The 20,294-nt window shown below is 59.6% G+C and carries 16 protein-coding genes; 7 read left to right on the top strand and 9 right to left on the bottom strand.

The genetic code is table 11. The features are described 5' to 3' along the window. The first annotated feature begins 82 nt into the window (after positions 1 to 82). The gene (locus PVA19_RS08295) at positions 83 to 1,036 is read left to right on the top strand and encodes an HD-GYP domain-containing protein (protein ID WP_274101974.1); all 954 of its coding nucleotides are present in this window, start codon (positions 83 to 85) and stop codon (positions 1,034 to 1,036) included. Positions 1,037 to 1,061: 25 nt separating this feature from the next. Here the strand turns inward: PVA19_RS08295 and bglA are convergent, their stop codons facing one another. Then, the gene (gene bglA, locus PVA19_RS08290) at positions 1,062 to 2,735 is read right to left on the bottom strand and encodes a beta-galactosidase BglA (RefSeq protein ID WP_274101972.1); all 1,674 of its coding nucleotides are present in this window, start codon (positions 2,733 to 2,735) and stop codon (positions 1,062 to 1,064) included. A gap of 166 nt (positions 2,736 to 2,901) precedes the next feature. Between bglA and PVA19_RS08285 the strand changes: the two genes are divergently transcribed. Together PVA19_RS08285 and PVA19_RS08280 are read left to right on the top strand one after the other, a co-directional pair. Beyond that, on the top strand, positions 2,902 to 3,819 hold the full coding sequence (locus tag PVA19_RS08285) for a sugar kinase (protein WP_274101970.1): 918 nt from the start codon (positions 2,902 to 2,904) through the stop codon (positions 3,817 to 3,819). A 196-nt stretch (positions 3,820 to 4,015) separates the two neighbouring features. Further along, positions 4,016 to 5,065: a bifunctional monoglucosyl/glucuronosyl diacylglycerol synthase gene (locus PVA19_RS08280; protein ID WP_062440160.1), complete on the top strand. Its 1,050-nt coding sequence runs from the start codon at positions 4,016 to 4,018 to the stop codon at positions 5,063 to 5,065. Between the two features lie 194 nt (positions 5,066 to 5,259). Here PVA19_RS08280 and PVA19_RS08275 read toward each other — a convergent pair whose 3' ends face one another. The 4 genes from PVA19_RS08275 to PVA19_RS08260 all read right to left on the bottom strand — a co-directional run bounded on the left by PVA19_RS08275 (position 5,260) and on the right by PVA19_RS08260 (position 9,063). Further along, positions 5,260 to 5,868, bottom strand: coding sequence for a DUF2026 family protein (locus PVA19_RS08275; protein WP_112521128.1), 609 nt, complete (start codon positions 5,866 to 5,868; stop codon positions 5,260 to 5,262). Positions 5,869 to 6,097: 229 nt separating this feature from the next. Further along, complete coding sequence (der, locus tag PVA19_RS08270; protein WP_062426326.1) at positions 6,098 to 7,522, bottom strand: ribosome biogenesis GTPase Der; 1,425 nt, start codon at positions 7,520 to 7,522, stop codon at positions 6,098 to 6,100. Between the two features lie 127 nt (positions 7,523 to 7,649). Then, complete coding sequence (locus PVA19_RS08265; RefSeq protein ID WP_274101968.1) at positions 7,650 to 8,321, bottom strand: tetratricopeptide repeat protein; 672 nt, start codon at positions 8,319 to 8,321, stop codon at positions 7,650 to 7,652. Between the two features lie 157 nt (positions 8,322 to 8,478). Continuing rightward, positions 8,479 to 9,063: an NnrU family protein gene (locus tag PVA19_RS08260; protein WP_274101967.1), complete on the bottom strand. Its 585-nt coding sequence runs from the start codon at positions 9,061 to 9,063 to the stop codon at positions 8,479 to 8,481. Positions 9,064 to 9,362: 299 nt separating this feature from the next. Between PVA19_RS08260 and PVA19_RS08255 the strand changes: the two genes are divergently transcribed. Further along, a complete protein-coding gene (locus tag PVA19_RS08255; protein WP_274101966.1) occupies positions 9,363 to 10,355 on the top strand; it encodes a polysaccharide deacetylase family protein in 993 nt (330 codons plus the stop codon). Between the two features lie 169 nt (positions 10,356 to 10,524). Here the strand turns inward: PVA19_RS08255 and bacA are convergent, their stop codons facing one another. The 4 genes from bacA to glpK all read right to left on the bottom strand — a co-directional run bounded on the left by bacA (position 10,525) and on the right by glpK (position 15,488). Beyond that, positions 10,525 to 11,799: a bacteroid development protein BacA gene (gene bacA, locus PVA19_RS08250; protein WP_062426322.1), complete on the bottom strand. Its 1,275-nt coding sequence runs from the start codon at positions 11,797 to 11,799 to the stop codon at positions 10,525 to 10,527. 184 nt (positions 11,800 to 11,983) lie between these two features. Further along, on the bottom strand, positions 11,984 to 12,736 hold the full coding sequence (gene map, locus PVA19_RS08245; protein WP_062426321.1) for a type I methionyl aminopeptidase: 753 nt from the start codon (positions 12,734 to 12,736) through the stop codon (positions 11,984 to 11,986). Between the two features lie 55 nt (positions 12,737 to 12,791). Further along, a complete protein-coding gene (locus tag PVA19_RS08240; protein WP_062426320.1) occupies positions 12,792 to 13,853 on the bottom strand; it encodes an LLM class flavin-dependent oxidoreductase in 1,062 nt (353 codons plus the stop codon). Positions 13,854 to 13,994: 141 nt separating this feature from the next. Beyond that, positions 13,995 to 15,488: a glycerol kinase GlpK gene (gene glpK, locus PVA19_RS08235; RefSeq protein ID WP_274101965.1), complete on the bottom strand. Its 1,494-nt coding sequence runs from the start codon at positions 15,486 to 15,488 to the stop codon at positions 13,995 to 13,997. A gap of 155 nt (positions 15,489 to 15,643) precedes the next feature. On the opposite strand from glpK, the gene PVA19_RS08230 reads away from it, so the two are divergent. The 3 genes from PVA19_RS08230 to xdhB are packed head-to-tail and all read left to right on the top strand — an operon-like array spanning position 15,644 to position 20,293. After that, positions 15,644 to 16,420, top strand: a complete 777-nt coding sequence (locus PVA19_RS08230; protein ID WP_274101964.1) for a 3-hydroxybutyrate dehydrogenase — start codon at positions 15,644 to 15,646, stop codon at positions 16,418 to 16,420. 60 nt (positions 16,421 to 16,480) lie between these two features. After that, the gene (gene xdhA / locus PVA19_RS08225) at positions 16,481 to 17,950 is read left to right on the top strand and encodes a xanthine dehydrogenase small subunit (RefSeq protein ID WP_274101963.1); all 1,470 of its coding nucleotides are present in this window, start codon (positions 16,481 to 16,483) and stop codon (positions 17,948 to 17,950) included. 3 nt (positions 17,951 to 17,953) lie between these two features. After that, positions 17,954 to 20,293 carry a xanthine dehydrogenase molybdopterin binding subunit gene (xdhB, locus tag PVA19_RS08220; RefSeq protein WP_274101962.1) on the top strand — a complete coding sequence of 780 codons (2,340 nt, stop codon included), beginning with the start codon at positions 17,954 to 17,956 and terminating at the stop codon, positions 20,291 to 20,293. Position 20,294 lies beyond the last annotated feature (1 nt).

Here is a 20,294-nt window from a genome sequence, read left to right as displayed (position 1 = left end):
CGGGCGCCAAAATCATAGTAAATTAAGGCCTGAGGAAGTATATATGATGATCGTTCAATGACCGGCGACCTGGAGGAAATCTTTGGTCATCAAACGCATCGACAAAAAGCAAGTCAAGATCGGCATGTTTGTCGAGGGCATAGAAGGCCCCTGGCAGGATGACCCTGCTGTTGGCCGCCGTTTCACCGTAAAGAACGCCAAGCAACTCTCCGCCATCGTGAATGGTGAGATCAGCGGTGTTTTTATCAACACCGCGCTCGGCACGAATGCCCCGGACTCTGGTGTTGACGGTGCGGTGCCGAAAACGATCAGGACTGCCAGCAAGGAAGACAAGAGCCGCGTCGCACAAAAGATAAGCGCGCAGGCCGATGAAGCGAAAAGCCTCATCGAGGGTGTGTTTGACGGTCGCGATATCGCCATCGATGCATTTGCGCCGCTTGCGGACGATATCGGCCGGGCAATGGACGAGAACCCCGGTCTTTACATCGGGATCTCACGCCTTCGGTCACGCGATACCGCAACCTTCGTCCATTCGCTGTCCGTCGCGGCGTTGCTCACGCATTTTGCCCGATCGCTGGAAATGGATGAAGCCGTAGTCCAGCGGCTCTGCGTTGCCGGAATCCTGCACGACGTCGGCAAGCTTTCCATCCCGCGGGAGGTTCTGCACAAGCAGGGGCCGCTCACCGCCGAAGAGCGATTATATGTCGAGCAACATCCCGAGCTTGGCTACAAAATCTTGCAAAAACAGTCGGATATGCCGGAACTGGTACTGGATATCTGTCGATTCCATCATGAGCGGATTGATGGCAGAGGCTATCCGCAAGGCCTCTCCGGCGCGCAGATCAGCCCGGAGGTGCGCATGAGCACGATCTGCGATGTGTTCGATGCCCTCACATCCGCCCGTTCCTATAAGAAGGGCTGGTCCTCACAGCAGGCTCTGTCCTGGATGATGGATCGCGAGGGCCAGTTCGACAGGACATTGCTGCGTCGCTTTATCCTCAGCCTCGACACCGAAATGACGAAGGGCCTCCTCTGAGGCCACATGTCCGTGATCTACCGAATTACGACCGCTCGATCCGCGCACAGAACGCATCCAGCGGCTCCAGCTTCACCGTATCGACATCGAAGGCCGGCTCAAACCCGGGCATTGCCAGATGCTCGACGACGCGAAACTCCGGCGGAAGGCGAAAATCGACCGGCTGACGCGTAAGGTTGAAGACGAAGAGCAGGCTCTCGCCGTTTTTTTCACGCGTGAACACGAGCAGATCCTGATTCGTATCGAGAAACGTCATGTCGCCATCGCGAAGGCCCGCATGGCTGCGACGGAAGGCCAGCATCGCCTTGTAATGATTGAGAACCGAGTCCGATTTCCGCTCCTGCCCGTCCGCCGCCAGCATGGCATGAGCGTAAGGAACCGGCAGCCACGGCTTTTCGGCGGCAGTGAAACCGGCATGCGGCTTGCCCGTCTCCCACACCATCGGCGTGCGGCACCCATCGCGGCCCTTGAAAGCCGGCCAGAAGCGAATGCCGTAAGGATCGCGCAGATCCTCAAAGGCAAGATCCGCCTCCGTTAGCGCCAGCTCTTCACCCTGATAAAGGCAGATGGAGCCGCGCAGGGATGCCAGCACGCAGACGGAAAGCTTTGCCACGCGGATCTGCTCTTCCACACTTTCGGCAAAGCGGCTGAGATGACGGACAACGTCGTGGTTGGAAAAAGCCCAGCAGACCCAGCCATCGGTTACGGCTTTCTGGAAGCCATCGACGGCACCGCGAATATGGCTGGCGGTGAAATCCGGCCCCAACAGATCGAACGTGTAGCACATGTTGAGCTTGTCGTTATCCGCCGTATAGGCGGCGACGGTTTTGAGTGAGCGCGCACCATCGCCCACCTCGCCGACCGTCATCCGTCCCTCATACTCGTCCAGCAGAGCGCGGAAGCGCTTGAGGAAGGCGAGGTTCTCCACCTGCGTCTTGTCATAGAGATGGCTCTGCATGCCGTAGGGATTGACGTCCGGCGCGTCGAGACCGGCATCGTCGCTATCCGGCTCATGCGGCGGGTTATCGCGCAACAACTTGTCGTGGAAGTAGTAGTTGACCGTATCCAGCCGGAAGCCGTCGACACCCCGCTCCAGCCAGAACCTGACGGTGTCCAGAAGCGCGTCCTGAACGTCCGGATTGTGAAAATTGAGATCCGGTTGCGAGCCGAGGAAGTTGTGCATGTAATATTGCTTGCGCACGCCATCCCATTCCCAGGCCGGACCGCCAAAGACCGAGAGCCAATTGGTGGGCGCCGTTCCATCCGGCTTCGGGTTTGCCCAGACATACCAGTCCGCTTTCGCATTGGTGCGGCTGGTCCGGCTTTCCTTGAACCAGGGATGCTGATCGGATGTGTGCGAGATCACCTGGTCGATGATGACTTTCAGGCCAAGCTTGTGCGCCTCGGTGATCAGTTCATCGAAATCCGCAAGCGTCCCGAACAGCGGATCGACATTGCAGTAATCGGAAACGTCGTAGCCCATATCCGCCATGGGCGAAGTAAAGAAGGGCGAGAGCCAGATGCCATCCACACCAAGCGCATGGATATAGGGCAGATGCTTGGTAATCCCCGCCAGGTCACCGAAACCATCCCCCGTCGTATCCTGAAACGAGCGCGGGTAGACCTGATATATGACCGCTCCCCTCCACCAGTCTGCATCGTGAACTCTGTGTCCGGTGGTAGACGTGGCTTGCGGCATGAACGATCTCCAAAGTGAAGCTGCCCAACCATATAAAGCCCGGATTGATCCGTAAACGGCCAATGCTTGTCGAATGTGAGAAGAGACCCGCAATCGGCTTTCGCCGCCCTTGCAAGCCGGCCCACGGCGTCGTAATGGCGAAGCGTCACGACAGGAGGAGAGTGCAGTGGGTGGACGGTTTCTTTCGATCGGCGAATGCATGGTGGAGCTTTCGCAAGCCGGTGACGGCCTGCTGCGCAAGGGCTTTGCCGGAGACACGCTGAACACCGCCTGGTATGCACGCGCCTGCCTGCAGCAGGACTGGTCGGTGGATTATTTCACCGCGCTGGGTGACGATCCCCTGTCGCAGGAGATGCTGTCCTTCATCGAGGGTGCCGGCATCGGCACGCAGTATATCTCCCGAATTGCGGGCGGCACGCCTGGCCTCTACCTCATCAACCTGAAAGACGGTGAGCGCACCTTCAGCTATTGGCGCAGCACCTCTGCCGCCCGCCAGCTGGCGGCTGATGCCGATCATCTGCGCGAGACTATCGACGCGGCCGACATCGTCTATTTCTCCGGCATTACCCTTGCCATTCTCGCCACACCGATTGCGGTCGACACATTCCTCTCCGAACTGCGCCGCGCCAAGGCGTCCGGCAAGCAGGTCGTGTTCGATCCCAATATCCGCCCGCGGCTTTGGGCCAACCGCGAGATCATGCTGGAGACGATCACCAATGGTGCGCGCGCTGCCACGCTCGTCATGCCAAGCTTCGACGACGAGGCTGGTAACTTTGGTGACACGGATGTGGAGGCGACCATCGCGCGCTATCGCGCGCTCGGCGTCGCCAACATTGTGGTGAAAGATGGCGCAAAGGGCGCAACGCTCGATTTCGGCGGTGAGCGCAGCCACGCGCCTGCCGAGCAGGCCGTAAAGGTGGTGGATACGACGAGTGCCGGAGACAGCTTCAACGGCGCCTTCCTGTCCCGCTTCGTCACCGGCAGCACACCCGAAGAAGCGGCCACTTTCGCCGCCAAGGCTGCCGCCACCGTCATCGGCCACCACGGCGCGCTGATCAGCCCGGACCTGCTGCCGAAAGCCTGAAGGACGTCGCGCAAACGCATGCAGCGGTTTTGCGATAACGACATCCGAAAAGACCAGGATTTGAAGCGTGATGAGCGAATATCAAACTTCGCCATCCGCTTTGAATCCGCTGACATGATGCTGTAACACGCCTGTCGCATATACCCGAAGGCCGGTGGATCACCGGAGAGTCGCAAGCGGCGAGGGTCGGCACGGCATGACCAGAATTACCATCGTCACGGATGCATGGCATCCCCAGGTCAACGGCGTGGTGCGCTCCATCGAGAACACCAATGTCGAGCTTGAACGCATGGGCGTCGAGGTTCGCATGGTGACGCCGCAGAGCTTCCACTCCATTCCCTGCCCCACCTATCCGGAAATTCGCCTTTCCGTCGCGAGCTATCGCCGGGTTTCGAAGGAAATCGAGAAGAGCCAGCCATCCTATGTGCATATTGCGACGGAAGGTCCGCTCGGCTTCATGGCGCGCCGCTGGTGCATCAAGCACGGCATGGGCTTTTCCACCAGCTACCACACGCGTTTTCCAGAATATGTGGCGGCCCGCTTCCCCGTGCCGGAAAGCTGGCTCTACGGCTTCGTGCGCTGGTTCCACAATGGCGGTAGCGCCTGCATGGTGGCAACGCCGAGCCTCGAAACGGAGCTCCAATCCAAAGGCGTGAAGAACCTCAAACGCTGGAGCCGCGGCATCGACGCCAAGCTCTTCCGTCCCAGACAGAAGGAGGAGCGTCCCTTCGGCCTCCCTCGCCCGATCTTCATGACCATTGGCCGCGTTTCGGTGGAAAAGAACCTGCCGGAGTTTCTCGATCTCGATCTGCCGGGCTCAAAGGTCGTTGTCGGTGACGGCCCTGCCCGCGCCGAGCTTCAGCAGAAACATCCCGATGTGCTCTTCACCGGCGTGAAGACCGGCGAGGACCTGGCGAAAGCCTATGCGCAGGCCGACGTCTTTGTCTTTCCGTCCAAGACAGACACCTTCGGAAACACCATTCTCGAAGCACTCTCGAGCGGCGTACCGGTCGCAGCCTTCCCGGTGACCGGCCCGCTTGATATTCTCGGTGGCCACCCGAAGGCCGGTGCGCTTAGCTCGGATTTGCGCAAGGCCTGCCTTGCCGCACTCGATTGCTCCCCGGAAGCAGCCCTTGCCGTGTCACGCAACTATTCCTGGGAAAAGGCGTCCCGCCAGTTTCTCGACAACGTGACCTCTGCTGCCGCAAGCCGCCTTCCAGGCTTCTGCGCCGCCCATGCGATGTGAGCGGATTACAGGCAAATTGCCTGCATTTTCAGTGGACGCACGAGCCCATTGCTGTCAGAAGGCGTCAGGACGCGACTGCCGTTATCTTTAGAACGGGGTCGGGCTGCTGATTGACGTCAGGCGGCTGCCGCGAGGTTACGCAGGCCGTCCACTTATCGCAAAACCGCCGCACAGTTTTGCGCGCATGCTTTAGCTCACCAAGCGCCGTTCAGCATATTGCCTGCGAGCGGGATCGTGCGGCTCTTGCCATTGCTGTCGTTGACGGAAATCTCGCTTTGCATCTGCTTGGGAGACTTGCGAAACCAGCCGGCGGCAATCGAAGCGAGATCGCCGATCATTCCATGCTTGCGCCAATCGGCGAAGCGCTGCGCCATGGCCTCTGCCTCATGCTTGAAGAAGAAGTCGCCCGACTGGGCCAGGTCGTTGATGGAAGAGGCCATGGATGACAAAGGCTTCTGGAACATCTTCGGCGGAACCGAGAGGCCGTCTGCCGCTTGCGGAAAAGCCGGCGCCATGAAATCGATCGCCCAGCCATCTGCCTCCACCCAGCAGTGAAAGTTCTCGCCAGCACCTGTCACATGGCCGTCCTCGCGATGATCGGCAAACAGCAGCATCGTGCCGCCAAGATTATAAGCCGACAGCCCACCCTTCGGCTTCGCCTTCACCTTGTAGTGATGCTCCAGAATGAAGGCACCAAATGTGCTGAAATACATCGATGCCGTCGCGGGATCGGCGTTCTCGTTGAGAAGCAGGCTGTTGATGACGCGATAGATGCGATGATAATCGCTCTGCTTGATCAGCATGATGTTTGACCTGACATTTGAAATTTACAAGACGAGCGCGAGCATCACGCCATGATCTCGGCACAGGGAGGAGAGATGTCCTCTCCCACGTCCCCAAATCCTCTGCCGTCATCCTCGGGCTCGACCCGAGGATCCATAGCCCCACCCGTAAGCGTTTGAAAACATGATCCTCGGGTCAAGCCCAATGATCACGGAGTGTGAGGCGGCCCTCAGCGAGCCAAACCCCTGACTAGCGCTTCTTCGCCTTATGCTCGAAGGGATTGTCGGACCCACGATAATGCACCCGGATCGGCACGCCCGGCATGTCGAAATCCTTGCGCAGACCGTTCACCAGATAGCGCGTGTAAGATTCCGGAATGGCCTCGGGCCGTGTGCAGGAGATCATGAAGGCCGGTGGCCGTGCTTTGACCTGCGTCATGTATTTCAGCCGCAGACGACGGCCCGACACGGCCGGCGGCGGATGCTGTGTGACCTGCATATCCAGCCAGCGATTGAGCTTGGCGGTGGAGATACGGCGGTTCCACACCTTGTCGGTGTCGATGATGCTCTGCATCAGCCGGTCGAGGCCATAGCCCGTCTGGCCGGAAATTGGCACGGCGCGAATGCCGCGCGCCTGCGGCAGAAGGCGCTCGGTCTTCTCGCGCAGATCAGCGAGAAACGCCTGTGCATCCTCGACCAGATCCCACTTGTTGAAAGCGAGCACCGCAGCGCGGCCTTCGCGGATGACCAGATCGACGAGCTGCAAATCCTGCTTCTCGAAAGGAATGGTGGAATCGAAGACGATGACGACGGTTTCGGCGAAACGGATGGAGCGCAACGAATCCGCCACCGAAAGCTTCTCCAGCTTCTCGGTCACCTTCGCCTTGCGACGCATGCCAGCCGTGTCGAACATCTTGATCGTGCGGCCGCGCCAATCCCACTCGACCGAGATACTGTCGCGCGTGATGCCGGCTTCCGGACCGGTCAGAAGACGGTCTTCACCGAGAAAGCGGTTGATCAGCGTCGACTTGCCGGCATTCGGCCGACCGATGATCGCAACGCGCAACGGCTTGGTATCGTCATAGGCGGGCTCGTAATCCTCGTCTTCTTCCTCTTCACCGGAAAGCACGACGTCGGTTTCAGCCTCTTCGAAATCGTCTTCCGGCGGGAAGGCGACATCTTCACCGATCGCGGCAACGATGGCGTCGCGCAGATCGATCATGCCCTGCCCGTGCTCGGCAGAAATCGGGCATGGCTCGCCAAGACCGAGCGTATAGGCATCATAGAAACCGCCATCGGAGCCGCGGGCTTCGGATTTGTTGGCAACCAGCACGACCGGCTTGCCGCGACGGCGCAGCATTTCGCCCAGCGTCTGGTCGGCCGGTGTCAGCCCGTATTTGGCGTCGACGACGAAAAGCGTCAGATCGGCCTCCTCGATCGCCTCTTCCGTCTGCGCCCACATGCGACCCTGCAGCGTCTCCGGTGCGGATTGCTCGAGACCCGCGGTATCGATGATGGTGAAACGCAGATCCACAAGCTTTGCGTCGCCCGGACGACGGTCGCGGGTCACGCCTGGCGTGTCATCCACAAGCGCCAGCTTCTTGCCAACCAGACGGTTGAAAAGCGTGGATTTGCCGACATTCGGACGTCCGACGATGGCGACGGTGAAGGTCATGATAGTGCCCTAACTTCTATAGCGTCGGACCGGAAACCCAACGGGCTCCGGTCCGACGCCTTCAACAGAAAACCGATGCAGTTCGCGGCGATCCTTATGACCGCCCGTCCCTGCAGGAAATGAGAATTTACGCTGCCTTGCCGGATGCGGCAATATTATCGAGCAGGACCTGCGCCCGGTTCGCCACATTGCGCGGCGCCTGGGAATCACTGGTAATGAGTTCGAACCACTGCTTCGCCTGGGCAAGATTGCCGGCCTTGTAAGCGGCAAGACCAAGCGCCTCACGTGCGGAGTTGCGCAGCGGCTGGCCATCGCTGGACAGCGCTTCCACCTCTGCCGACACCTGCTCATATGTGCCATTGTCAATCAGAAGGAACGCCGCGCGCACCTTTGCCATGTCACGGAAAATCTGCGGCGCGCTGGAATCGTTGCCAATCGCAGTAAAGGCTGCGATAGCGCCAGCGGCATTGCCCTTCTGTGCGAGGAGCGTTGCAGCGCGGAACTTGGCGAGGATCGGGTACTCGCCGTGGCCGGCGCTTTCCAGTTCCGTGAGTGCCTTCAACGCTTCGTCATTCTTGCCCTCGGAGGCAAGCTTCAACGCGTTGGAGAACTGGTCGCCAGACGCCGAAGCCCGGCTGTTGCTCCAATATTCGTAAATGCCTGCGCCCGCAGAAGCGAGCACGATCAAAACGGCAGCGCCAATCACGACCGCGCCGTAACGACCCCAGAAGTTGCTCAATTTTTCTGAGCGGATCTGCTCGTTCACTTCGCGGATGAAGCTGTCATTCTCGTTCGCCATCGAATTCTCCGTTACCCGCACCGAAAGGCAAAAGCCGATCGGTCTGCGGACATGCCAAGGCAATCTGGTTGCGGCAAGCCGCAAAAAGGCCAACCACATTTATTGGTGGGCCTTCTAGCCTATTTTCCCTGAGATGTAAGGGGGAAACGTCAGTTTCCTACATCGCAATCGGTTGGACGCCGATCAACCATTCGTGCAGCTTCCAGATGAATGCAGCCCACAGCACCACGCCAAGGAGAACGGCGATCGCATCGTAACGCGCCGAAACGAAGGGACGAGCGAGATTTTCGCCGGCGCGTGCGCGGCGCTTGAGGAAAATCCGCATCACCACGCCCCAGGCGAGGAAGGAGGCGAAGAGGATGACGGAGGAGGTCTCGCCATTGGCAAGCAGGTGCGAGAAAGCCCAGATCTTCACCGCAAGGATCAGCGGATGCTTGGTCTTGGTTGCGATGTGCCCGGCCGGCAGGGCACTTGCCACAAGACAGATCATCGCAATGAGCATCAGCGTGACGGCGATATGGGCCATCCAGACCGGCGGATAATAAAGCATGCCCGTCACCTGTCGCGCTTCATTGAAGGCATAGGCAATGAAGACGATGGTGAGAATGCTGACGAGCGAATAGACGCCCTTGAAGGGCTTTTCGCCCATGTTATCGATCAGACGCGCACGAAGCCCCGGCGCAAAAAGCCTGAGAGAATGGGTGGCGAAGAACAAGATGAGAGAGACGACGAGCAGAAGCATGGTGGCGTCCTTGCGCGGGGGAAGATAATCTTTTGACAATGAGTTATGGCGAATACCAAAGATCACTGATGCTGACCCATTCGATAGCCTGGAAACGGTCGCCCGGGTAGGAGAAACCGCAGAGCGATGCTTTTTCATCGGTCGAGGATTTCGACGCCCCCGGCGGCCGATTTCCGGGCTATCGAAGGGATCAGCATCAGTGATCTTTGGTATAACCCCTGGAAAAAGCCAGTCAAATCAAAGCTTCGCCTTATTCCAAGCTCAAAAGGCCGCTTTTGAAAATTCCGCGTGGTTCCCTCATGTTGCGTTCGCTTGCCCTCATTACCCTGTCTCTCGCCTGCGCGCCGCAAGCCTATGCGCAGGCTGTCGAAGGTGCGGCAAAGCCAAAGCAGCTCGTGCTGGTGTCCTTCGATGGTGCAGGCGACAATGCGCTGTGGGCGAGAAGCCGAGCGACCGCCAAGGAAGTCGGCGCGCATTTCACCTACTTTCTTGCCTGCACGCTGGTGATGGACCGCAAGACCAGCGCCAAGAGCTATCAGGGGCCGGGCCAGAAACTCGGCCGCTCCAATGTCGGCTTCGGCCAGTCGGTGGAAGAGGTTGCCACGCGCCTGCACCACATCTGGGACGCCCGCCAGGAAGGCCACGAAATAGCCAACCACACCTGCGGCCACTTCGATGGCGGCAACTGGACGGCGGATCAATGGGACGCAGAGTTCACCACATTCACCAGCACGCTCGAAAACGCCTGGGCGGCAATCGGCAAGAAGGACGAGGAGCCACAGGGCTGGCACGATTTCGTGCGCGGCATCAATGGCTTCCGCGCACCCTACCTGTCGCAAGGCGATGCACTCACCGCCGCGCAGAAAAAGCACGGCTTCGTCTTCGACGCCACCAGCATCACGAAAGGGCCGGCATGGCCCGTGCGCAAGGATGGCATCGAACATTTCGGCCTGCCGCTGATCCCTGAAGGACCGGGCGACCGGCCGATCATCGCCATGGACTACAACCTCTTCGTCCGCCACTCCATGGCAATTGAGACGCCCGCAAAGTCCGCCGAATTCGAAGAGCGCGCCTACAAGGCCTTCCGCGCCGCCTTCGACAAGCAATATGAGGGCGAACGCATCCCCCTCCAACTCGGCTTCCATTTCGTCAAGATGAATGGCGGCGCCTATTGGAACGCCTATGAGCGCCTGCTGCGCGAAGTCTGCAAGAAGGACGATGTCGCCTGCGTCAGCTATGAAGAGGCGATGCCGATGATCGACGCGCGGCGTAAGGAAAAGTCACAAGGGTGAGAGAGCAAGTGCTGCAGGCGCAGAGACAGCGGCGCCGTCACATTTTTCAGCCACCGGCTTTCAATAGACCATCATTCCGGCCCCGAGCAGGAAACGGGCCAACACGAATCCTCCGGCTGGACCCCGGCTCAATGCCGGGGGTGGGTGTCAGAGTTGAACGCGTCGAGCCTTACGGCTTGTCCGCCGCCAACTCGCCCTCTTCCGCCTCACGCTTCAAATAGCGCTGATCGATCTCCGGCAGCGGTTGGTCGTAGATGGCAGCCTCAAACGCTTTCAGACGTTTGTAGATCGACATCAGTTCGACGATCGTCGTCCAGGAATTGATGAGATACTGGAACGATCCGCGCACCTGATCGAACACGTTGCCGATCTGCGTGAACACGCCAAGCGTCACCTTGCCTGCTGCGATTGATGGAATGAGAACAATCAAGCTGTAGATGTTGTCAGCCTGCAGATAGAAAATGCGGGCAACGTTGAAATACATGTAATGAAAATAGAGCCGGAAATAGTTCTTCCGGACGTTCGAAAACAGCTCCTGCACGGTCGGCGGCTGAGCACGATCTGCATGGTCTTCACCATAAACCAGCTCCTTACGATAAGCCGCTTCCACGCGCTGATTGCGGAATTCGAGGCCGGGTAGCTTGATACCCACAAGTGCAAGAAAGCCCGTTCCGAAGAGCGACCACAAGATCGCCGCCCACACCAGAGCATGAGGGACGTAACCGATAATCGGCAACTCGTTGATGGTTTCGGAGAAGGTGAAGAGGACGGGGAGGAACGCGATCAGGGTCATGATGGCCCTGACGAAACCGACGCCCAACCCCTCGACGGTCGAGGAGAAGCGCATCGTGTCTTCCTGAACACGCTGAGAAGCGCCTTCGATGTGACGAAGCCTATCCCAGTTTGCCATATAAAAGTCATTCATCGCCGTGCGCCAACGGAAGATGTAGTGGCTGACGAAGAAGAGATTGAGCACGCCGACAGTGATCGCAAAAAACAGAATGCCTGAAACGCCGACAAGGCCGAGATAAAGCTGCTCGGCAGTCACCGGCGCGGTTTTGGCAAGCGCTTGCTGGATGAGGTCATAATATGGGCCGTACCATGCGTTCATCGCCACGCTGACTTGCACGGAGAAATAGGTCGCAAAGACAATGAGGGCAGAGCCGAGAACGGACCACATCTGCCAGCGATGTGGGCTGTAAGTGAACCAGAAGCCCGCGAACACGAGCACTGCAGCGGTGTAATAGATATAAAACCAGAGGAATGGCGGCGACCAGAAAATCGATACGCCCGTGATCGGCGGCTCTCCTGGTGTTGCTGGAGGCATGCCGAGTGCCGCACCCCAGTTTCTCCCGCCTGCGTACCAGAGGCCTATCATGAGCAAGGACCAAACAATGGCAGAGGTAAAAAACAGCTTGGGTTTGGGAAAGAAGGAATGAAACACGTTCGAACTCTCGCGAGCTTGAGATCAGCCATTATTGGCGAAGCAGATTTTGGGAGAAATTAGGCCAGACACTTCGCCGACGCAATGCAGCAAACGCTAAGTTACGAAGATGTAAGCCAAAACCGGCGATGGCGGCTGCAACATGACAGCCGCAATACAGCAAAGCCGTGCAGGAGCGACCGTCTTACTCGGCAAGCGTCAGGATCAGCGGGCCGTTTTTGGTGGCGATCACCGTGTGCTCGAACTGCACGGTCGGCGCGCTCGGGTCGCTGAACAGCGTCCAAGGGTCGTCATCGCCATCTTCGGCCCAATAGGCACCCGTGGAGAGAAATGGCTCGACAGTGAAGACCAGCCCGTCGGTCATGATGCGGGTTTCGTCCTTGTCCGGCCAGGTGGCAAGCTCTTTCGGCTCCTCGTGCAGCGACCGGCCGATGCCGTGACTGGCGAGATTGGTGATCAGCGTGTAGCGGTTCTTCTTTGCAAAAGCGCCGATGGAATTGCCGATATCGGCAAGCGGCCTGCCCGCTTTCACCTGTTGCAGCCCGGTCCAAAGGGCGCGTTTGCCATCGCGGCAAAGGCGTTCGATATCCTTCTTGACCGGCGGCACGGCGTAGGAAGAGCCGGTATCGCCAAAGAAGCCGTCCTTCACCGCCGACACATCGATATTGACGAGGTCACCCGCCTTGATGATGCGCGGGCCTGGAATGCCGTGGGCCACTTCCTCGTTGACGCTGATGCAGGTGGCGCCCGGAAACTGGTAGCAGAATTCCGGCGCCGACTGCGCGCCATTGCTTTCCAGGATATTGCGTCCGATGGCGTCGAGTTCGGCGGTGGTGATCCCCGGCTCAAGCGCGTCGGCCATGGTCTGCATCGCAAGGGCGCAAATCCGGCCAACATCCTTCAGCTTTTCGAGCTCTTCTTCCGTCGAGATAACCATTCTGCGTCCATATCCTGCGCAATGTCTTCGGCAAAGGGCGCCAAAAGGCACCCGATCATGCCGTGGCTTTCGCCCTATCGGCACTGCCAGTCAATTCTTTTCTGACGATTGGGGCGACTTTCGTGCCGTAAAGCTCGATCCCGCGCATGATCTGATCATGCGGCATCAGACCGATTGCCATCTGCAACAGGAAGCGATCATTCTTGAAGACGCCATGCGCCTTGATGATCTTTTCGGCCACCAGTTCCGGCTCGCCGAGGAAAAGATTGCCCTCCGCACTTCGTGCCATATCGTAATGCGCCCGGTTGGTCGGACCCCAGCCGCGCTCGCGGCCAATCCGGTTCATCACCTCCGCCTGCGGGCCGTAGAACTGATCGGCCGCCTTGTCGGTGGTATCGGCGATGAAGCCGTGGACGTTGATGCTGGTCTTCTGTTTTTCGAGCGGCTGACCTGCTCGGCGCGCGGCTTCCCGGTAGAGATCGAAGAGCGGCGCAAAGCGGCGATATTCGCCACCGATGATGGCAAGCGCCACCGGCAGACCCATGGCGCCGGCCCGCGCCACCGATTGCGGTGTGCCGCCAACCGCGATCCACACGGGTAGAGCCTCTTGCAACGGACGGGGATAGACACCGCGCCCGTTGATCGGCGCACGCTTTTCGCCCGACCAGGTGACGATTTCGCGATCTCTCACTGCCAGAAGCAAATCGAGCTTCTCGGCAAAGAGATCGTCATAGTCCTCGAGATTGTAGCCGAAGAGCGGATAGGACTCGATGAAGGAGCCGCGCCCCGCCATGATCTCGGCACGCCCGTTCGACAACAGATCGACGGTGGCGAACTGCTGGAACACGCGGATCGGGTCATCGGAGCTCAGAACCGAAACGGCACTGGAAAGGCGGATGGTCTTCGTCTTGACCGCTGCAGCCGCGAGCACGGTCGAAGGCGATGATACGACGTAATCAGGCCGATGATGCTCCCCCAGGCCGAAGACATCGAGCCCCACCTGATCGGCAAGCTCGATCTCTTCCAAAAGGTTCTTCAGGCGACGCGCACCTTCCGGGCCACGACCATCAGCCGGGTTCGGATTGACATCGGCAAAGGTGTAAAGACCAAGTTCCATGGGTGCGCTCCTCGCTTTGTCCGGAGCGCTCGCTTGCAAAAACTGGCTACGCTCATGCCCTCAGATAGACATCGAAGGTTCCCGGCGCAAATTCAAAATCTGAACCGGAAACTTCGATTTTCTCGATGGATGGAGCAGTGCTCAAACGTTGCTGAGCGTGCGGCGCACCGCATTCTTCCAGCCTTTGAGTTTCCGCGTGCGCACCTCGTCATCCATCTTCGGCTCGAAGCGGCGGTCGCGCGCCCAGGTTTCGGCAAAGGCCTTCATGTCCGGCCACACCCCTGCCCGGCTGCCCGCAAGCCATGCGGCACCAAGTGCGGTGGTTTCGAGGATCACCGGACGGTCGACAGGCGCATCGATCAGGTCTGAGAGGCGCTGCATCGTCCAGTCGGAGGCAACCATGCCACCATCGACGCGAAGGACGATATCGCAATCGTCGTTCTTCCAGTCCTTATGCATGGCATCCAGCAGGTCACCAGTCTGGTAGCAAACGGCCTCCAGTGCCGCGCGGGCAAATTCCGCCGGGCCGGTGCCGCGCGTCAGGCCGAACATCGCGCCGCGGGCTTCGGCATCCCACCAGGGCGCGCCGAGACCGACGAAGGCGGGCACGAGATAAACTTCCTGCGCATCGTCTGCCTTGTCCGCAAGCGCTCCGGTTTCCGGTGCGGCGCCGATCATCTTCAGCCCGTCGCGCAGCCATTGAACCGCAGCACCGGCAACGAAGATCGAGCCCTCCAGCGCGTAATAGGACTTGCCGTCCAGACGATAGGCGATCGTCGTCAGCAGCCGGTTCTTGGAGCGAACGATGTCCTCGCCCGTGTTCAAAAGCGCAAAGCAGCCCGTTCCATAGGTGGATTTCAGCATGCCGGGCGAGAAGCAGGCCTGGCCTATGACGGCGGCATGCTGATCTCCGGCGACTCCCAGGATCGGGATTTCGGCGCCGAACAGGTCAGCATCGGCAATGCCGAAGTCCGCGGCGCAATCCAGAACTTCCGGCAGGACGGATTTCGGCACGTCGAGAATGTCGAGAAGTTCCTTGTCCCAGACATTCTTCTCAATGTTGAACATCAGCGTGCGCGAGGCATTGGTGGCGTCGGTCACGAAGGACTTGCCGCCCGTCAGCCGCCAGATGAGGAAGGTATCGACCGTGCCGAAGCAAAGCTCGCCCTTCTCCGCCCTCTTGCGCGCGCCCTTCACATTGGAGAGCAGCCAGGACAGCTTGGTGCCGGAGAAGTACGGGTCGAGCAGCAGACCGGTGCGCTTGGCGAAGACCTTCTCATGCCCGGCTTTCTTCAGCTTGTCGCAAATTTTCGCCGTGCGCCTGTCCTGCCAGACGATGGCATTGTGCAGCGGCTTGCCGGTTTCTCGATCCCAGATCAGCGTCGTTTCGCGCTGGTTGGTGATGCCGATGGCAGCGATGTCGGAGCCCTTGAGACTGGCTTTGTCCAGCGCCTGCTTGATCGACCAGACCACCGTCTCCCAGATTTCCTCCGGATCGTGTTCAACCCAGCCGGAATTCGGGAAGATCTGCCGAAACTCCTTCTGCCCCGTGCCAACCACCTTCATCGATCCGTCGAAGATGATCGCGCGCGTGGACGTGGTGCCCTGGTCAATGGCGATAACGTAGCCGCCCATTCATTCCTCCCTGAAATCAGTCGCGCGCACCACAATATGCTCAACAGACAAAGTCAAGCCACAGCGGCGTCGGTTTCGAATCCAATTGCCAGTTCCCCCGGTTTGAGCATAACGTTGTCTAAAGTCTTGCATCGACGTCGAAAAAAGGGGACCGCATGCTAAGGACAGTGATCGTCACGGGCTCGACCAGCGGAATTGGTTTGGGCATCGCGCAAGCCTTCGCCAATAATGGCTGCAACGTCATGCTGAACGGCTTCGGCGATCCCGACAACATCGAAAGCAGCAGGCTGTTGATGGAGGCGGAAAGCGGCACGCGCGTGCTCTATCACCCCGCTGACATGACGAAGCCGGACGAGATTTTCGATCTCGTCAAGGCCACGCAGGAGAAGCTCGGCTCGGTGGATGTGCTGGTCAACAATGCGGGCGTTCAGCATGTGGCGCCAGTGGACGAGTTTCCGCCGGAAGAGTGGGACCGCATCATTGCCATCAACCTGACAAGCGCCTTTCACACCATGCGCGCCGTCATCCCGCTGATGAAGACTGCGGGCAAAGGCCGCATCATCAACATTGCTTCCGCGCACGGACTTGTCGCCTCGCCATTCAAATCCGCCTATGTGGCGGCAAAACATGGTATCATGGGCCTGACGAAATCCGCAGCACTGGAACTGGCCGAAACCGGCATCACCGTGAATGCCATCTGCCCCGGCTATGTGCTGACATCGCTCGTGGAAAAGCAGATACCGGATACGGCCAAGGCGCGCGGCATCAGTGAAGAGGCGGTTAAGAACGACGTGCTCTTGCGCCTGCAGGCCACCAAGGAATTCGTGGCCGTGGAAGATGTGGCGGCAACGGCGCTCTTTCTAGCAAGTGACGCGGCAAAGCAGATCACCGGCACACATATTTCCATCGACGGCGGCTGGACCGCGCAGTAGATCGAACACCGCAATTCATTCGGGCCGAACCCGAAACCGGAACAAAGACGAAGGCAGTGCATGAAAGACGCAATCAGCTTCATCCTCAATAACGAGACGATCACTCTGTCGGACTTCGCGCCGACGGAAACCCTGCTCGACTATCTGAGGCTGCGCAAACGCCTGACGGGCACGAAGGAAGGCTGTGCCGAGGGCGACTGTGGCGCCTGCACCGTGTTGATCGGCAGGCTCCTGGAAGGCTCGCTGCGCTATGAAAGCGTCAATGCCTGCATCCGTTTCCTCGGCTCGCTGCATGGCACGCATATCGTCACGGTAGAGCATCTGGCCGGCAAGGACGGTACGCTTCATCCGGTTCAGCAGGCCATGGTGGATTATCATGGCTCGCAATGCGGCTTTTGCACGCCGGGCTTCGTCATGTCGCTTTACGGTCTCTGGCTGTCCAGCGACAAGCCCTCGCGCGCCGACATCGAAAAGGCGCTGCAAGGCAATCTCTGTCGGTGCACTGGCTATGAGCCCATCGTCAAGGCCGCCGAAAGCGTGACCGCTGCCCGGCCGAGCACGCTGTTCGACCCGATCGAAAGCGATCGCGCCACCATCATGTCGCGCCTCTGGGGCATTCAGCAGAACGACACGATTACCGTCACCAAGGACGGCCATCGCACCATCATTCCGGGCAATCTCACCGAGCTTGCCAATGCCTATGCCGCAGAACCCAAGGCGACCATCGTTGCCGGATCGACGGATGTGGGGCTTTGGGTCACCAAGCAGATGCGGGAGCTTAAGACCGTCATCTTCATCAATCACCTGAGCGAGCTGCAGTCGATCTCGGTTGCTGACGGCAGGATTTCGATTGGCGCTGGCGTGACTTACGCCCAAGCCTTCGACACGCTTGCAGACAACATCCCGGCATTCGGACGGCTGATCGATCGCCTCGGCGGACAGCAGGTTCGCAACATGGGAACGATCGGCGGCAACATCGCCAACGGCTCGCCCATCGGCGATACGCCCCCGCCGCTCATTGCGCTTGGTGCTGTGCTGACGCTGCGCTCTTCCTCCGGCAGCCGCTCGATACCGCTCGAAACTTTCTTCATCGAGTACGGCAAACAGGACAGGCTTCCCGGCGAATTCGTCGAGAAGATCGAGGTGCCCTTGCCAACCAATGACAGCCACTTCGCCATCTACAAGATTTCCAAACGTCGCGACGAGGACATCTCGGCACTCTGCGCCGCCTATCATCTGACCCTTGGCGAAGACGGCACCGTGCAGGACGTCCGCATCGCCTTTGGCGGCATGGCCGGCACGCCGAAGCGGGCGAAGGCCCTGGAAGAGGCCCTGAAGGGCAAAGCCTGGACGCAAGACACCATCGATGCCGCGCGCGATACGATCGACGCGGATTTCCAGCCGCTGACCGACTGGCGCGCCACCGCCCAGTATCGTCAGCTGACGGCAAAGAACCTGCTGACCCGTTTCTTTCTGGAGACATCGGGCACGCCGCAGGAGATCAAGCGCTTTGCGCTTGAGGAGGTCTGACACATGGACACCACCACATTCGAACGCGCCAAGACCGACGTCGATGGCAAGATGCATGGGTCGCTGCGCCATGATTCAGCGCATAAGCACGTCACCGGAAGTGCCGAATATATCGACGACATTCCAGAACCCGCAGGTCTGATCCACGGCGCGCTTGGCCTGTCGGACCGCGCCCATGCGGAAATCGTATCTATGGATCTCTCCGAGGTCGAAGCCACCCCCGGCGTCATCTGGGTGATGACGGGCAAGGATGTGCCGGGCGAAAACGATGTCTCCTCCGGCGGGCGCCATGACGAGCCGCTGCTGGCGGAGAAACTGGTGCAATTCCACGGCCAGCCGATCTTTGCCGTCTTTGCCGAGACCCGCGAGATTGCCCGCCATGCGGCGCGCAAGGCGAAGATCACTTACAAGGATCTGCCGCACTTCACCGATATCGACGCCTCACTCGAAAATGGCGAGCCGCTGGTCACCCCCGGTATGGTGCTGCAACGCGGCGATGCGGATGTGGAGATGGATGTCGCACCGCGTCGCCTGACCGGCACCATGCGCATCGGCGGACAGGAGCATTTCTACCTCGAAGGCCATATCGCCATGGCAGTGCCAGGCGAGGATGACGAGGTGACGGTGTGGAGTTCCACCCAGCACCCAAGCGAAATCCAGCATATCGTCAGCCACATTCTGCAGGTCCCCTCCAATGCCGTCACCGTGCAGGTCCGGCGCATGGGCGGCGGCTTCGGCGGCAAGGAGACGCAGGGCAACCAGTTTGCCGCACTCTGCGCGATTGCCGCCAAGAAGCTGAAGCGCGCCGTCAAAATCCGCCCGGATCGCGATGAAGACATGGTCGCCACCGGCAAGCGTCACGATTTCCGCGTCGATTACGAACTGGGCTTCGATGACGAGGGGCGCATTCACGCAGTCGATGCGACATATGCCGCCCGTTGCGGCTTCTCATCCGATCTTTCCGGCCCGGTCACCGATCGCGCGCTGTTTCATGCGGATTCGAGCTACTTCTACCCGCATGTAAAGCTTGCCTCCAAGCCCTTGAAAACCCACACGGTGTCCAACACCGCCTTTCGCGGCTTCGGCGGCCCGCAGGGCATGCTGGGTGCCGAGCGCTTCATCGAGGAAATCGCCTATGCGGTCGGCAAGGACCCGCTCGATATCCGCAAACTGAACTTCTATGGCGAGACCGGTTCTGGCCGCACCACCACGCCCTATCACCAGGAAGTGGAAGACAACATCATTGCCCGCGTGGTGGAGGAGTTGGAGACCTCCAGCGACTACCGCGCGCGCCGTGAGGCGATCGTGGCGTTCAATCGCACAAGCCCGATCCTTCGCAAAGGCATCGCACTAACGCCGGTGAAATTCGGCATCTCCTTCACCATGACCGCCTTCAACCAGGCGGGTGCGCTGGTGCATGTCTATAATGACGGCTCCATCCACCTGAACCACGGCGGCACGGAAATGGGCCAGGGCCTCTACACAAAGGTCGCGCAGGTCATTGCCGACACGTTCCAGGTGGATATCAGCCGGGTGAAGATCACCGCCACCACGACCGGCAAGGTGCCGAACACCTCGGCGACTGCCGCCTCCTCCGGCACCGATCTCAACGGCATGGCAGCACTTGACGCCGCCCGACAGATCAAGGAACGGCTGATCAAGTTCGCCGCCGAAAAATGGAATGTCACGGAACAGGATATCGCTTTCCTGCCGAACCGCATCCGCATCGGCACAGAAGAGATCGCCTTCAACGATCTCGTTCGACAGGCCTATTTTGCCCGCGTGCAGCTCTCTGCCGCAGGCTTCTACAAGACCCCGAAAATCCATTGGGACCGCGCCGCCGGACGCGGCACGCCATTCTACTACTTTGCCTACGGAGCCTCCTGCTCGGAAGTCACCATCGATACGCTGACCGGCGAGTACATGATGGAGCGCACCGATATTCTCCACGATGTCGGCAAGTCGCTGAACCCGGCGATCGATATCGGCCAGATCGAAGGCGGCTTCGTCCAGGGCATGGGCTGGCTGACGACGGAGGAACTGTGGTGGGATGGCAAGGGGCGGCTGCGCACCCACGCGCCCTCCACCTACAAGATCCCCCTCGCCTCCGACCGTCCGAAGATATTCAACGTCAAGCTGGCGGAATGGTCCGAAAACGCCGAACCCACCATCGGCCGCTCCAAGGCTGTCGGCGAACCTCCCTTTATGCTCGCCAACTCGGTGCTGGAAGCGCTCTCCATGGCGATAGCCTCGGTTGCCGACTACAAGGTCTGCCCACGCCTCGATGCCCCGGCAACGCCGGAGCGCGTTCTGATGGCGGTGGAGCGGTTGAAGAAGGTATGAG

The sequence above is a fragment of the Agrobacterium sp. CNPSo 3708 genome, from assembly GCF_028674915.1.
Taxonomy (GTDB): Bacteria; Pseudomonadota; Alphaproteobacteria; order Rhizobiales; family Rhizobiaceae; genus Agrobacterium; species Agrobacterium cavarae.
Note: the sequence above shows the minus strand (reverse complement) of the source record. Positions and strands in the feature narration are given on the sequence as shown.

Coding starts and splice junctions, on each gene's coding strand:
- bglA (WP_274101972.1), bottom strand. CDS start 2,735: ATGCCGCAAGCCACGTCTACCACCGGACACAGAGTTCACGATGCAGAC.
- PVA19_RS08280 (WP_062440160.1), top strand. CDS start 4,016: ATGACCAGAATTACCATCGTCACGGATGCATGGCATCCCCAGGTCAAC.
- PVA19_RS08275 (WP_112521128.1), bottom strand. CDS start 5,868: ATGCTGATCAAGCAGAGCGATTATCATCGCATCTATCGCGTCATCAAC.
- der (WP_062426326.1), bottom strand. CDS start 7,522: ATGACCTTCACCGTCGCCATCGTCGGACGTCCGAATGTCGGCAAATCC.
- PVA19_RS08265 (WP_274101968.1), bottom strand. CDS start 8,321: ATGGCGAACGAGAATGACAGCTTCATCCGCGAAGTGAACGAGCAGATC.
- PVA19_RS08260 (WP_274101967.1), bottom strand. CDS start 9,063: ATGCTTCTGCTCGTCGTCTCTCTCATCTTGTTCTTCGCCACCCATTCT.
- PVA19_RS08255 (WP_274101966.1), top strand. CDS start 9,363: ATGTTGCGTTCGCTTGCCCTCATTACCCTGTCTCTCGCCTGCGCGCCG.
- map (WP_062426321.1), bottom strand. CDS start 12,736: ATGGTTATCTCGACGGAAGAAGAGCTCGAAAAGCTGAAGGATGTTGGC.
- PVA19_RS08240 (WP_062426320.1), bottom strand. CDS start 13,853: ATGGAACTTGGTCTTTACACCTTTGCCGATGTCAATCCGAACCCGGCT.
- glpK (WP_274101965.1), bottom strand. CDS start 15,488: ATGGGCGGCTACGTTATCGCCATTGACCAGGGCACCACGTCCACGCGC.
- PVA19_RS08230 (WP_274101964.1), top strand. CDS start 15,644: ATGCTAAGGACAGTGATCGTCACGGGCTCGACCAGCGGAATTGGTTTG.
- xdhA (WP_274101963.1), top strand. CDS start 16,481: ATGAAAGACGCAATCAGCTTCATCCTCAATAACGAGACGATCACTCTG.
- xdhB (WP_274101962.1), top strand. CDS start 17,954: ATGGACACCACCACATTCGAACGCGCCAAGACCGACGTCGATGGCAAG.